Annotated in this window: 14 protein-coding genes; 4 read left to right on the top strand and 10 right to left on the bottom strand. The window is 69.8% G+C overall.

Going from position 1 to position 12,468, the window contains the following annotated elements; genetic code table 11:
• Positions 1–97 precede the first annotated feature (97 nt).
• Positions 98–610 (top strand): DUF1643 domain-containing protein, encoded by a 513-nt coding sequence (locus H6900_02745; GenBank protein MCC0072187.1) that lies wholly within the window; start codon positions 98–100, stop codon positions 608–610.
• Here the strand turns inward: H6900_02745 and rsmD are convergent.
• Together rsmD and H6900_02735 are read right to left on the bottom strand one after the other, a co-directional pair.
• Complete coding sequence (gene rsmD / locus H6900_02740) at positions 607–1,170, bottom strand: 16S rRNA (guanine(966)-N(2))-methyltransferase RsmD (GenBank protein MCC0072186.1); 564 nt, start codon at positions 1,168–1,170, stop codon at positions 607–609. The two genes, H6900_02745 and rsmD, sit on opposite strands and share 4 nt — an antisense overlap.
• Complete coding sequence (locus H6900_02735; GenBank protein MCC0072185.1) at positions 1,170–2,375, bottom strand: FAD-dependent oxidoreductase; 1,206 nt, start codon at positions 2,373–2,375, stop codon at positions 1,170–1,172. Before H6900_02735 ends, rsmD begins: the two co-directional genes overlap by 1 nt.
• A gap of 100 nt (positions 2,376–2,475) precedes the next feature.
• Here H6900_02735 and H6900_02730 point away from each other — a divergent pair, with 100 nt between their 5' ends.
• Entirely contained in the window at positions 2,476–2,961 is a 486-nt protein-coding gene (locus H6900_02730; GenBank protein MCC0072184.1) for a peroxiredoxin, read from the top strand.
• 73 nt (positions 2,962–3,034) lie between these two features.
• Here H6900_02730 and H6900_02725 read toward each other — a convergent pair whose 3' ends face one another.
• From H6900_02725 to H6900_02695, 7 genes are all read right to left on the bottom strand, one after another.
• Positions 3,035–3,355, bottom strand: a complete 321-nt coding sequence (locus H6900_02725) for a 4a-hydroxytetrahydrobiopterin dehydratase (protein ID MCC0072183.1) — start codon at positions 3,353–3,355, stop codon at positions 3,035–3,037.
• Position 3,356: 1 nt separating this feature from the next.
• Complete coding sequence (locus H6900_02720) at positions 3,357–3,950, bottom strand: glutathione S-transferase family protein (GenBank protein MCC0072182.1); 594 nt, start codon at positions 3,948–3,950, stop codon at positions 3,357–3,359.
• Positions 3,947–5,140, bottom strand: a complete 1,194-nt coding sequence (locus H6900_02715; protein ID MCC0072181.1) for an N-acetyltransferase — start codon at positions 5,138–5,140, stop codon at positions 3,947–3,949. Before H6900_02715 ends, H6900_02720 begins: the two co-directional genes overlap by 4 nt.
• Before the next feature lie 33 nt (positions 5,141–5,173).
• Positions 5,174–5,953 (bottom strand): phosphodiesterase, encoded by a 780-nt coding sequence (locus tag H6900_02710; GenBank protein ID MCC0072180.1) that lies wholly within the window; start codon positions 5,951–5,953, stop codon positions 5,174–5,176.
• 11 nt (positions 5,954–5,964) lie between these two features.
• Positions 5,965–6,429 (bottom strand): RidA family protein, encoded by a 465-nt coding sequence (locus tag H6900_02705; protein MCC0072179.1) that lies wholly within the window; start codon positions 6,427–6,429, stop codon positions 5,965–5,967.
• A gap of 101 nt (positions 6,430–6,530) precedes the next feature.
• Positions 6,531–7,799, bottom strand: a complete 1,269-nt coding sequence (locus H6900_02700) for an HlyD family type I secretion periplasmic adaptor subunit (protein ID MCC0072178.1) — start codon at positions 7,797–7,799, stop codon at positions 6,531–6,533.
• Positions 7,796–9,457: an ATP-binding cassette domain-containing protein gene (locus H6900_02695; protein MCC0072177.1), complete on the bottom strand. Its 1,662-nt coding sequence runs from the start codon at positions 9,455–9,457 to the stop codon at positions 7,796–7,798. Before H6900_02695 ends, H6900_02700 begins: the two co-directional genes overlap by 4 nt.
• Positions 9,458–9,569: 112 nt before the next feature.
• Here H6900_02695 and H6900_02690 point away from each other — a divergent pair, with 112 nt between their 5' ends.
• Both H6900_02690 and H6900_02685 read left to right on the top strand, forming a co-directional pair.
• Positions 9,570–10,322 carry a VacJ family lipoprotein gene (locus H6900_02690; GenBank protein ID MCC0072176.1) on the top strand — a complete coding sequence of 251 codons (753 nt, stop codon included), beginning with the start codon at positions 9,570–9,572 and terminating at the stop codon, positions 10,320–10,322.
• Positions 10,309–10,914: an ABC transporter substrate-binding protein gene (locus H6900_02685; protein MCC0072175.1), complete on the top strand. Its 606-nt coding sequence runs from the start codon at positions 10,309–10,311 to the stop codon at positions 10,912–10,914. The genes H6900_02690 and H6900_02685 overlap by 14 nt, the downstream gene beginning before the upstream one ends.
• A gap of 40 nt (positions 10,915–10,954) precedes the next feature.
• On the opposite strand, the gene H6900_02680 is transcribed toward H6900_02685, so the two are convergent.
• A complete protein-coding gene (locus tag H6900_02680) occupies positions 10,955–12,406 on the bottom strand; it encodes an NAD-dependent succinate-semialdehyde dehydrogenase (GenBank protein MCC0072174.1) in 1,452 nt (483 codons plus the stop codon).
• Between the last annotated feature and the right edge of the window lie 62 nt (positions 12,407–12,468).

The following is a 12,468-nucleotide window of genomic DNA, read 5'->3' as shown; positions in this document are numbered from 1 at the left end:
CCCCATCATCTTGTCGCAAATACGCCGGGGTCCGGGGCAGCGCCCCGGCCCTCACCCGCCACTGGCCCTGACGGTGCGCAGGGGCTAGAACGCTTGCATGATGATCCGCACCCACATCAAGGGCGACGCCCCCTCGACCGCGCTCTATTCGGATTGCGCGGCCTACCGCTATGCGCTGACCCGAACCTGGGACGCGGCGGGCGGGCGCGTGCTGTTCGTCATGCTCAATCCCTCGACCGCGACCGAGGTGCAGAACGACCCCACCGTGGAACGCTGCGAGCGCCGCGCGCGGGCGCTGGGTTACGGCGCCTTTCGTGTGTGCAACATCTTTGCCTGGCGCGCGACCGACCCCCGGGCGATGCGCGCTCAGCCCGACCCGGTCGGCCCCGACAACGACGCGGCCATCCTAGAGGGGGCGGCCTGGGCCGACGCCGTGGTTTGCGCCTGGGGCACGCATGGCGCGCATCTGGGCCGGGGGGCGCAGGTCGAGGCCCTGTTGCGCGGCAGTGGCAAGCCGCTTGCGCATCTGGGGCTCAGCAAGGACGGCCACCCCAGGCACCCGCTCTACATCGCCTATACCCACCAGCCCCAGCCCTGGCCGGCGCGCTAGCCTGGGGCACGCAGAACCGTGATCCAGGTCTCGCCATAGCGGCGCTGATCCAGAACCTCGAAGCCCGGGGGTGGGCCCATCGGCGCGTTTTCCTCCCACATCAGGGTTGCGCCGGGTGCCAGCCAACCGCCCGCCCGGGCCGAGGCCAGCGCGATCTCGCCCAGGGCCTTGCCATAGGGCGGATCCAGAAACACCAGTCCGAACCCCGGCCCCCGGTTCTCGCCCAGATCGCGCGCATCGCGGCGATAGAGCCGGGTCACGCCCATCGCCCGCAGCTTTTCGATATTGGCGCGAATCAGGGCCCGGGCGGCGGCGCCGTCATCGACCAGCGTCACCTGCACCGCGCCGCGCGACAGCGCCTCGAGCCCCAGCGCGCCGGTGCCGGCGAACAGGTCCAGCACCCGCTGGCCGCGCACCAGATCGCCCCAGCGCCCCTGGCACAGCATGTTGAACAGCGCCTCGCGCACGCGGTCCGACGTGGGGCGCAGATGCGCCGCCGGGTCACCGGCGCCGACGTCGGCCAGGGTCAGGCCGCGATGCGCACCACCGACGATCCGCATCAGGCCAGCAGCGCCTTCAGGTCCGTCGCAGGGTCGGCAACGGCCTCGGGCGCGGGGGATTTTCCCTGCTCGATCAGGCGCTTGCCGACCATGTAGCCGCGCGGGTCGTTCATCGCATCGACCGCCAGCAGGGTCGCGCCCCGGTAATACCAGAAGCTGCGCGCGGGGCCAGAGTCGCGGGTGACGACGCGGTCATAGCCGGTGTTCAGCCCGGCGATTTGCAGTTTCATGTCGTATTGATCGGACCAGAACCACGGCATCGGCACATAGGGTGTGTCGGCGCCCAACATGTTCGCCGCCACGGCCTCGGCCTGGTCGATGGCGTTCTGCACGCTTTCCAGCCGGATGCGCGCGCCCCGGTAGACGAAGCTTGCGCAGTCGCCCGCCGCCCAGATCGCCGGGTCCGAGGTCCGCCCCAGGGCATCGGTCGCGATCCCGTTGTCCAGGGTCAGCCCGGCGGCCTCGGCCAGGGCCTGCCCCCCTGGCGTGATGCCGATGCCGATGATGGCGAAATCCACGTCCAGGTGGCTGCCGTCGGCCAGATCGGCGCCGGTGACGCGGGTGTCGCCGGTCAGCCGCGTCAGGCCAAGCCCCTCGCGGATCGTCACCCCGTGGCTTTGGTGCAGCGCGCGCACCGCGTCGGCGGTCTGCGGCGCGGCGACCCGTCCCAGGATGCGTGGCGCGGCCTCGATCAGGGTCACCTCCAGCCCCTTTTTCGACGCCACCGCCGCCGCTTCGAGCCCGATATAGCCGCCGCCGACGATCAGCACGCGCCGGCCCGGCTGGAATTCGCTCGCCATTGCGTCGATATCGGCCAGCTTGCGCACGCCGTAGACCCCCGCCAGATCGCCCCCGGCGGCGGCCGGCAGGCGGCGGGGGTCCGCCCCGGTGGTCAGTGCAAGCTGGTCATAGGCGATGGACTCGTTGCCCAGCCAGACGGTTTTCGCGGCCGGGTCGATCCGTGTCACGGGCTGGCCCAGTTTCAGGGTAATGGCCTGGTCGGCATAGAAACTGTCGGCGCGCAGGATCAGCCGTTCGACGCCCATCTCGCCCAACAGGTATTTCTTGGACAGCGGCGGGCGCTGGTAGGGCGGCACGGGTTCGTCACCGATCAGCGTCAGCGCGCCATCGTAGCCCGACGCCCGCAATTTCGCCACCAGCGCAGACCCTGCCTGCCCGGCCCCGATCACCACGATACCCGCCATCCTTTTCCCCTTCTTGTCACAGGCGTGAACGCACTGGATGATGTCCCGGCCCGGTATATATCCCGGATTCTCGACCAAACCCAGACCAGGAGCGTTTTCCATGTCCATTTCCGAGGGCGCGTCGCTGCCCGATGTCCAGTTGACCCGCATGGGCCCCGACGGTCCCCAGCCGGTCAGCGTCAAATCGCTGACCGAGGGGCGCAAGGTGGTCATCTTTGCCGTCCCCGGCGCGTTCACGCCGACCTGTCATTCGGCGCATGTGCCCAGCTTCATCCGCACCAAGGAGGCGCTGGCCGCCAAGGGGGTGGACGAGGTGATCTGCGTCGCGGTGAACGACCCCTTCGTGATGAAAGCCTGGGGCGAGGCGACCGGCGCCTCGGCGGCGGGAATCGCCATGTTGTCGGATGGCGCGGGGGATTTCACCAAGGCCATCGGCCAGACCATCGAGCAACCCGGCAGCTGGGTCGGCGGGCGGTCGAAACGTTACGCCCTGATGGCCGAGGACGGCGTGGTCAAGGTCTGGCACCCCGAAACGGGCAAGGGCTGCGAAATCTCGGGCGGCGAGGCGATGCTCGACGCGCTGTAAGAGGTGCCGGGGTGGGCGGATGGTCCACCCCGCACGCAGGCCCGTCGGGTGGCACCGCGTCCCGTCCCGCGGGTCACGCCGGCGGCGCGGCGCGTTCGGCCAGCCGCGTCATCGCCCGGGCCAGTTTCAGGTCCAGCTCGGTCAGGCCCGCGACGTCATGCGTGGTCAGCACGACATCGACCCGGTTCCAGACGTTGAACCATTCCGGATGGTGGTCCAGTTTCTCGGCCTCCATGGCGACGCGGGTCATCCAGCCGAACGCATCCGAAAAATCCCGAAACCGGAAATGGCGCGACACGGCATCGCGGGCGGGCTCATAGGTCCAGCCCATCGCCGCAAGTTCGGACAGGGCGCGGTCGCGCAGATCGCCGTCGAGCAGGGCAGGGCGTGTCATTTCAGACCTGCCCCGCCGCCATCGAGCGCAGGCGCGCCGGGCGGTCCTTGATCCGGTCCCAATAGGCCACGAACGAATCGCGCACCGGCAGGGTGCCGAACATCATGCCCCAGCCGATCTGGCTTCCGGTATAGACGTCGGCGGCGGTGAACGCCTCGCCCGCCATGTAGGGACTGCGCGACAGGTGCCCGTCGAGGGCGTGCACCACATCGTCCAGCGATCCGTATCCGATCATCTTTCGGCGGTCGGGGGGAACCTGAAACCCCAGCGCATTGTTGGACACCGCAGCCTCGACCGGGCCGGCGCCGAAAAAGAGCCAGCGGTAATAGGCGCCGCGCGCGGCCGGGGCCGGGGCCAGCCCGGCATCGGGAAAGGCATCGGCCAGATAGGCGCAGATCGCGGCCACCTCGGTCACCACCTGGCCGTCGTGGACGATCGCGGGGACCTTGCCCATCGGGTTGATCGCCAGATAGTCGGGGGCCTTCATCGTCGTGTCATAGTCCAGGGTGTGCAGGCGATAGGGCTGGCCGATCTCCTCGAGCATCCAGTGCGCGATGGCGCCGCGCGATTGCGGGTTGGTGTAGAAGTCGATCATTCTCGTTCCTCCTCCTCCTCGGGGATCGGTCCGCGCCGGAACGGACCATAGCTTTCCAGCAGGTGCATTTCCTCGCCGACGGCCGCGGCCTCGGCGCGCAGATAGTCGGCCACGGCCTCTCGGAAGCGGGGGTCGGCGAACCAGTGCAAGGAATGGATCTCGGCCGGCAGATAGCCGCGCGCCACCTTGTGTTCCCCCTGCGCGCCGGCTTCGACCCGGGACAGGCCATGCGCCAGCGCCCAGTCGATGGCCTGGTAATAGCACAGTTCGAAGTGCAGGCAGGGGTGATCTTCGATACAGCCCCAATAGCGGCCGAACAGGGTGTCGGCGCCGATGAAGTTCAACGCCCCCGCCACCGGCCGGCCGTCGCGCAGCGCCAGAACCAGCAAGATATCGTCGGCCATGGTGCGGTGCACTTCGTCGAAAAAGGCGCGCGTCAGATAGGGGCGGCCCCATTTGCGATGGCCGGTGTCCTGATAGAACCGCCAGAAGGCCTCCCAATGGGCCGGCTGCAAGGCGGTGCCGGTCAGCGCCACGATGTCGCCGCCAAAGTCCTGCGCCTGCGCCCGCTCGCGCCGGATCGTCTTTCGCTTGCGCGAGGACAGCGCGGCCAGGAAGCCGGTGAAATCGCCATACCCGGCATCGTGCCAGTGGAATTGCTGTGTGACGCGGTGCAGATAGCCCTCGCGCGTGCCGGCCGCGGCCTCGTCCGCGGTGCAAAAGGTGATATGCGCCGAGCTGAGGCCGTTGCCCTCGGTCACCTCGCGCAGCGCGCGCAGCAGGATCGGGCGCAGCGCCGGATCGCCCAGAAGCCGCGGTCCGGTGGCGGGCGTGAAGGGCACCGCGGCCTGCAATTTGGGGTAATACTGCCCACCAGCGCGTTGCCAGGCATCGGCGAACGCATGGTCAAAGACGTATTCGCCCTGACTGTGGCCCTTTGCATAGAGGGGCATCGCGGCCAGCAGCCGGCCGTCCTGGCGCACGCTCAGGTGCTTGGCCTCCCACCCTGTGCCGGGACCGACCGATCCCGACCGTTCCAGCGCGGCCAGGAAGCGATGCGTGGTAAAGGGGTCCCGCGGGCGGCCGTCGCGGCCCGGCGGGGACAGCGCGTCCCAGTCGGCGGCCGCGATTTCGGTGATGGAATCGTGTAGGGCGATCTGCACCCGGGGTCCCCTGGCTGATGCCGTCATGCTGGCCAAAGCGGCGCCAAGGTCAAGGGCGCCTCAGGCCTTGACCGCCAGATATCGCTCGAAGGTGATGTTCTGCGCGATGCGGCGGGCGGTGGCCTCGTCCTGGGGCGAGCGGATGGTCCAGCACAGCACGTCCCACCCCTGGGCCCGGATTTCGGCGACGCGCGGGCGATCGAGATCCAGCCAGTGATGCGAGATGAAGCTGGCCTCGACCGTGTCGAATGCGGCGATGTCGGCCAGGGCCTGACGGTGGAGTTCGAGGGTGGCGGTCAGGTCGCCCGGGAAATCGCTGGCCGGAAAGGCATAGGTGGTCAGGCCGCGCGGCACATGTGGCGCGTGTCGGGCCATGTGCGCGATCGAGTCCGGATTGAACGACATGACCGCGACCGGCCCGGCATAGCCCACAAGGGCCTCGGCCGTGGCGCGTTCGAGCGCGCCGTCGGTTGGCCCCATGACGCCGGACTGGTCCTTGATCTCGATCAGCAGGGGCACGCGGCCGTCCACCTCGTCCAGGACCTGACGCAGGGTCGGGATCGGTTCGGGGCTGGCCCGCACGCCGATGCGCTGCAACGCGGCCGCGGTCCGCGCCCGGATCGGCCCGCTGTCATGGGTCAGCCGATCCAGCGTGTCGTCATGGAACACCATCGGCACGCCGTCCGCGCTGGGTTGCAGGTCGATTTCGATTCCATAGCCGGCGGCGATCGCGGCGCGAATGGCGGGCAGCGAATTCTCGGGCCGGTGGGCGCCCGCGTCGTGCAGCGCGCGATGGGCGATCGGCACGGACAGGAAGGCGGGCGAAAGGCGCGGACGCATCGGCGGGCTCCTCAGGCGAATTCGAAGATCGCCTCGATCTCGACCGCGACCCCCAGCGGCAACGAGGGTGCGCCGACTGCGGACCGGGCGTGCCGTCCGGCATCGCCCAACGCCGCGACCATCAGGTCGGATGCGCCGTTGATGACCTTGGGCTGATCGGTGAAATCGGCGGTGCAGTTGACGAAGCCGGTCAGCTTCACCACCCGTTTCAGCCGCGACAGGTCGCCACCCAGCGCGGCCTTGGCTTGCGCCAGCAGCGACAGCGCGCAGCTGCGCGCCGCCTCGGCCCCTTGTTCGGTGCTGAGATCCGCGCCCAGCTTTCCGGTCAGAAAGGCGCCGTTGGCCTGGCTGACCTGGCCCGAGACAAAGATCTGGTTGCCGCTGATGACCCAGGGCACATAGTTCGCGGCGGGCGCCGGCGCGGCGGGCAGGGCAAGGCCCATGTCGGCGAGGCGGGTTTCGATGGCGTTCGGCATGGGGGCCTCCTTTGCGGTCGAGCCGAGGAAAGCACGTTTGCGCCGGCGCGAAAAGCCCCGCCGCCCCAGGCGATGGCCGGGGCGGTTCGGGGCCGGGCGGATCAGGGCTCGCGCATGGCGCGCGCCATGTGGTCGCGCACCGGGGCCAGCAGATAGTCCAGCGGAGTGCGTTCGCCGGTCACGATATAGCCCTGCACCGCCATGCCCGGTGCCAGCGGCGCCCCGACCAGCCGCGCGGCGGCGTCGGCATTCAGCGTGACCTCGACGCGAAAGAACCGCTGGCCGCTGCGCTCATCGATCAGCGCGGCCGCCGAAACGGCGCGCACGGTGCCGTCGATGTCGCCCAGGTGGCGGGCGGACAGGGCCGGCAGGTGCAGTTGAACCGCCTGCCCGGGCACCACATGGTCGATGTCGTCGGGGCGAAGCCGCAGCACGATCCCGGGCGGCGAATCACGTGCGAGGATCTGCATCGCCTCTTGCGCGGGGCGCAGCACCGCCCCGCTGCCGACCGCCAAGCCGTGAACCACCCCGGCGACCGGCGCGCGCAGCGCCATCCGGTCGCGTTGCGCCCGCAGCGCGGACCGCCGCGCCGCCAGTTCGACGCGCCGCACGCCGGTCTCGGCCAGGTCGCGTTCGGCCTCTTCGCGGCGGGTTGCGTCGAGCGTTTCGATCTGCTGCGCGATCTCGGCGATCTGGCCTCGAACCTGCGCCTCGCGGGCGTCGAATGCCGCGCGCTGACCGTCGAGCCTGGCCGCGTCGCGCGCCAGGGCCTCGACCTGTGAATTCAGTGCAAGCCCTTGGTTTCGAAGGGATTGTTGCGCCTGAAGGGCAGCGTCGATCAGGGCGGTTTCGCGGCTCAGGGCGGCGCGTTGACGGACCAGTCCGTCGATTTCAGCCTGGGCCTGGTGGCGGCGTTCCGCCAGTTGCCCGCGCTGCCGTGCCAGGGTTTCGGCGCGGGCCTGGAACAGCGCGCGCTGGGCCCCGATGGCGGCCGGATCGCCCGGCGACGGGGGCGGGAAATCGCTGCCGTCGCGCTCGGCCTCGAGCCGGATCTGACGCGCCCGGGCTTCGTCATCCTGCGCGGCGATCAGGGCCAATTCGCCGTCGATCGCGTCGGTTTCCAGGCGCAGCAACAGGTCCCCGGGGGCGACGGTCTGACCATCGCGGACCGCCAGTTCGGCAACCGTCCCACCCTCGGCATGCTGGATGCTGTGGCGGGCGGGGGTCGCGTCGATCTCGCCCGCCGCGAGGACGGCCCCGGAGATTACCGCGCGCGCCGCCCAGCCGGAAATCCCCAGCAACAGGACCAGACAGGCCGCCAGGCCCAACCCCAGGGGGCGCCGTGCGCGCAGGTCCAGGGGCAGGGTCACGGCGGCGCCCCGGTGCCGACCAGCGCGACGCGACTGCGCACAACCTCGCGCAGAACGCGATCGCGCGGGCCAAAAGCCGCCTGTGCGCCCTGGTCCAGGACCAGCAGGTCCTCGCATTCGGCAATCTCGGCTGGGCGGTTCGCGGTCACGACGACGACCGCGCCCCGGGCCTTCAGCGCCCGGATCGCCGCGGCCAGGGCCGCCGCCCCCTCGGCATCGAGATGGGCGGCCGGATCGTCCAGGATCACCAGCGCCGGATCGCCGTGAAGCGCGCGTGCAAGGCCCAGTCGCTGGGTCAATCCGCGCGGAAGCAGCGGGTCGTCGGCACGGCTGCCATAGCCCTCGGGCAGGGTCAGGATCGCGGCATGGGCGCCCGCCGCGATGGCCGCGGCCTGGACCGCTGCGGGATCGGGGCGCGGATCGTGCCCCGATAGGGCCTGGATCAGCGAGCCCGGGGGCAGGTGGACCCGTTGCGGCAGGTAACCGACGGTCCCGGCCGGCCAGAACGTGGCCGGCACCGGGCCCAGCAGGATCTGCCCCGAAGTCGGCACAACCCCCCCGGCCAGCACCCGCGCCAGCAGGGATTTGCCCGCCCCGCCCGGGCCGATCACGCCCAGGGCCCGCCCTGGCGCGACCTCGAACCCGGGGATGCGCAGCGTCGGGCCCTGCCCCCCGGCGACCAGCAGCGCGCGCACGACCAACGTGCCGCGCGCAGAGGCGCCCAGGGGTGGCGCAGGGTCCGCGAGGCGGCCCCGGGCGGACAGGCGGCGCCAGGCGGCCCAGGCCGCGGCCAGGGCCCCCCATTGACCCGAAAGCTGTTCGACCGGCGCCAGCGACCGTCCCAGCAGGATCGACGCGCCGATCATGAGCCCGGCCGACATCTCCTGGCGGATGACCAGCCAGGCGCCCAGGGCCAGGGTGGCCGATTGCAGGAACAGCCGAAAGGCCCGCGCCCCGGCGGTTCCGGCGACGGCGCGGTCGGCGACGCGCAGTTGTGCTGCCAAAGCCTGACCTCGCAATGCCTGCCAGGTCTGTCCGAATCCGGGGCGCAGCCCGGCCAGTCCGTCGCCCCCCGGCCGTTCGAGCGACGCAATCAGTTGCGCCGCCGCACCCTCGTTCCGCTGGGCGAGTCCCTGGGCGCCGCGCTGCGACAGAAATCCCGCGAAAGCCATCGCGACCAGAATCGCGCCGCCCGTCAACGCCAGCCAGCCCATCCACGGATGGACCAGGGCCAGGAGCGCCAGGAACACGATTGTCCAGGGCAGATCCATCACCGCCTGCGCCGCACCCGAAATCAGAACCCGTTGCACCGAATCGAGATCGCGCAGCGCCTGCGACAGGGGCGGGTCGCGGGGGGCGGGGCGCAGGCTGGCCGCGAACAGGGTGGTTTCGACCCCCACCCTGAGCCGCGCGCCGATGCGGGCGACCAGCCGGGCGCGGGCGGTGTCGATCACCGCCATGACGGCGTAGAGAAACGCCATCAGCGCGACCAGCGCCAACAGCGTTTCGACCGATCGCCCGGTCAGCACGCGGTCATAGACCTGCAACATGAACACCGGCCCCGTCAGCAGCAGCAGGTTCGATACCGCGCCAAAACCCAGGGCCGCGATCCACAAGCCGCGCGTTCCGGTCGGGCCTGAGTCCACTTTCGCCTGCATCGCGCGCGATCCCCTTTCCGGCCGGGTCCGGTTGCCCTGACGCGCCGGCGCCTGTTAAGACGGGGATAAGGGCCAAAGCCTATGATCCGGTAAACGTGTTTGGAGAATTCTGGTGGCACCCAAGATCAAGGTCCTGGCGTTCGGCGCCGCGCTGCTGCTCGCGGCCTGCGGTCATGCCCCGGTGGCGACTGGCACGAATGACCCGAACGAGGCCGTGAACCGCGTGTGGTTTCAGCGCAACCTGGCGTTGGCCGGGGTGGTATCGCGCGCGGACAGCGCGCCCGCCGACCCTGCGTCCGAGGTCCCTGCGGCCGCGCCCCGGCGCCACCCCTTCCGCCACGCGCTGGGCAATTTCGGCGCCAATCTGGGCCTGCCCGGGGTGATTCTGAACGACCTGCTGCAACTGCGCCCCGATCACGCGACCGAGAATACCGTGCGGCTGCTGCTGAACACCACGGTCGGATTGGGCGGGCTGTTCGACCCCGCCAGTCGGTTGGGCGTGCACGGGCGCAGCAGCGATTTCGGCGAGACGCTGCACCGCTGGGGCGCGCCCGAGGGCGCCTATGTGGTGCTGCCGGCGTTCGGCCCCTCGACCGGGCGGGACGCGCTGGGGCTGGTGGTGGACATGGCGCTGGACCCGATGCGGCTGGTGCTGCCGTCCGCGGGCGACTACAATCTCAGCGTGGCGGCGCGGCTGGCGGGGCGCTTTGCCAACGCGGCGGAATATTCCGACCTGCTCGACGCGAATGTGATCAATACCGCCGACCCTTATGCCCAGGCGAGGCTTCTCTACCTGCAGACCCGCCGTTATCATCTTGGCATTCAAGCCGAGGACGAGATCATTGACCCGTATGCCGATTTCTGACACCCGCCGGCGCGTTTTGGCCGGCCTGGCCGGCCTGGCCACGCTTTCGCTGCTGCCGCGCCAGGCCGGCGCGATGACGCAGGCGCAGGCGCGGGCGCTGATCGACCAGGTGATGGCAGACGTGCAGGGGATCATCAATTCGGGGGCGTCGGAATCGCGGATGATCGCCCGGTTCGAGGATCTCTTCGACCGCTACGGGGACGTGCCGATCATCGCCCGTTCGGCGCTGGGGCCGCCCGCGCGCAGCGCCTCGGCGGCGCAGATGTCAGCCTTTACCGAGGCCTTTCGCGGCTATCTGGCGCGCAAATACGGCCGCCAGTTCCGCCGCTTCATAGGCGCCACCGCCGATGTGCAGGACGCCCGCGCGCTGCAAAGCTTCTGGGAGGTCGTGACCACCATGACCCTGCGTGGACAGGCCCCGTTCGAAGTGCGCTGGCATGTTTCGGACCGGTCCGGGCGGAACCTGTTCTTCAACCTGATCATCGGCGGCGTGAACGTGCTGGCCGCCGAGCGTCAGGAAATCGGCACGATGCTGGAACGCCGGAGCGGCAACCTGGACCGGATGATCCAGGACTTGCGCCAGGCGGGCTGACGGTGGGGCGCCCCGCGTGGGCCGGGCGCCCGGGCCGTTTTCAGCCGCCCGCGGGCAGGTCGATGTCCATGTGGTGCGAGATGTTCTTGACGACCATGTAGTTGTCCAGCCCCTCGGTCCCGCCCTCGCGGCCATAGCCGCTGGACTTCACACCCCCGAACGGGGTTTCCGGCAAAGACGCCTCCAGCGTGTTGAACGAGATGTTTCCGGCCTCGATCCCGTCGGTCATGCGGTCGATGTAATCGGCACGATTGCTGAACCCATAGGCAGCCAGACCGAAGGGGACGGAATTCGCCCTGGAAATCGCCTCGTCCAGCGAGGCGACGGGGTTGATGATGGCGATCGGGCCAAAGGGCTCTTCCTGCATGACCCGGGCGTCATCGGGGACATTGGCCAGCACGGTCGGCTCGAACATATAGCCGGTGTTGCCGATCCGGCGCCCGCCGGTGCGGACCTCGGCCCCCTTGGCGCGGGCGTCTTCGACCAGCGCCGCCAGCGCCGGCAGGCGGCGTTCGTTGGCCAGCGGGCCCATCTCGATGCCCGGCTCGGCGCCGTTGCCCACCCGAACCGCCTGCGCGCGCTCGATGAACCGGGCCAGGAACGGCTCGTAAACGCTTTCATGCACGAAAAACCGCGTGGGCGAGGTGCAGACCTGTCCCGCGTTGCGATATTTGCGGATCGCGCCGCTTATCGCAGCCTTTTCGATATCGGTATCCTCGCAGACGATGACCGGGGCATGGCCGCCCAGTTCCATCAGCACGCGGGTCATGTTTTCGGACGCCAGCGTCGTCAGATGGCGGCCGACGGCGGTCGAGCCGGTAAACGCCACCAGCCGCACCGCATCCTGCCGGATCAGGTGGTCGGAAATCATCGCCGGGGTCCCGAAAACCAGGTTCAGAACACCGGGCGGCAGGCCTGCATCGTGAAAGGCGCGGGCAATGTGCAGCGCCCCGGCAGGCGTTTCCTCGGCGGCCTTCAGAATGATCGAACAGCCCGAGGCCAGCGCGCCCCCCACTTTCCGGGCCGGCTGGCTCATCGGGAAATTCCAGGGCGACAGACCCAGGACCACGCCGACTGGCTCGTGGTGGACGGCGTAGCGCGTGCCGTGGGCCGACGGGATGACCCGGCCATAGCTGCGCATCGCCTCGCCGGCGTCCCATTCGAAAAATTCGCAACCGCGGATCACTTCCAGCCGGGCCTGTTCCAGCGGCTTGCCCTGTTCCGCGGTGATCGCGCGGGCGATCTCGTCCTGGCGTTCACGCATCAGCCGGGCGGCGCGGACAATGATGTCGGCCCGGTCCCGGGGGGCCGTGTGGCGCCACAGGCGAAACCCGGCCTCTGCCGCGGTCAGCGCGTCGTCCAGATCGGAAATCTCGGCATGGGGGAGCCTGCCGATGACCTCTTCCGTGGCCGGGTTGACAACGGGAATGTCCTGCGCCGTCTTGCGCCACTTGCCGCCGATGTAGAGTTGCAGATCCGGATAGGATGTCATGCCGACCTCTTGGTGTCTCGCGTGTCTTTGGCAAGCAACGTCTCACCTGGCCCGGCATCAGC

This window comes from Rhodobacter sp., from assembly GCA_020637515.1.
In the GTDB taxonomy this organism is placed as follows: domain Bacteria; phylum Pseudomonadota; class Alphaproteobacteria; order Rhodobacterales; family Rhodobacteraceae; genus Pararhodobacter.
This window is presented reverse-complemented; position numbering and strand designations above follow the sequence as displayed.

Bases quoted from the DNA above. Each gene is read 5' to 3' on its own strand.
- H6900_02745 (MCC0072187.1), top strand. From the start codon at position 98: ATGATGATCCGCACCCACATCAAGGGCGACGCCCCCTCGACCGCGCTC.
- rsmD (MCC0072186.1), bottom strand. From the start codon at position 1,170: ATGCGGATCGTCGGTGGTGCGCATCGCGGCCTGACCCTGGCCGACGTC.
- H6900_02735 (MCC0072185.1), bottom strand. From the start codon at position 2,375: ATGGCGGGTATCGTGGTGATCGGGGCCGGGCAGGCAGGGTCTGCGCTG.
- H6900_02730 (MCC0072184.1), top strand. From the start codon at position 2,476: ATGTCCATTTCCGAGGGCGCGTCGCTGCCCGATGTCCAGTTGACCCGC.
- H6900_02725 (MCC0072183.1), bottom strand. From the start codon at position 3,355: ATGACACGCCCTGCCCTGCTCGACGGCGATCTGCGCGACCGCGCCCTG.
- H6900_02720 (MCC0072182.1), bottom strand. From the start codon at position 3,950: ATGATCGACTTCTACACCAACCCGCAATCGCGCGGCGCCATCGCGCAC.
- H6900_02715 (MCC0072181.1), bottom strand. From the start codon at position 5,140: ATGACGGCATCAGCCAGGGGACCCCGGGTGCAGATCGCCCTACACGAT.
- H6900_02710 (MCC0072180.1), bottom strand. From the start codon at position 5,953: ATGCGTCCGCGCCTTTCGCCCGCCTTCCTGTCCGTGCCGATCGCCCAT.
- H6900_02705 (MCC0072179.1), bottom strand. From the start codon at position 6,429: ATGCCGAACGCCATCGAAACCCGCCTCGCCGACATGGGCCTTGCCCTG.
- H6900_02695 (MCC0072177.1), bottom strand. From the start codon at position 9,457: ATGCAGGCGAAAGTGGACTCAGGCCCGACCGGAACGCGCGGCTTGTGG.
- H6900_02685 (MCC0072175.1), top strand. From the start codon at position 10,309: ATGCCGATTTCTGACACCCGCCGGCGCGTTTTGGCCGGCCTGGCCGGC.
- H6900_02680 (MCC0072174.1), bottom strand. From the start codon at position 12,406: ATGACATCCTATCCGGATCTGCAACTCTACATCGGCGGCAAGTGGCGC.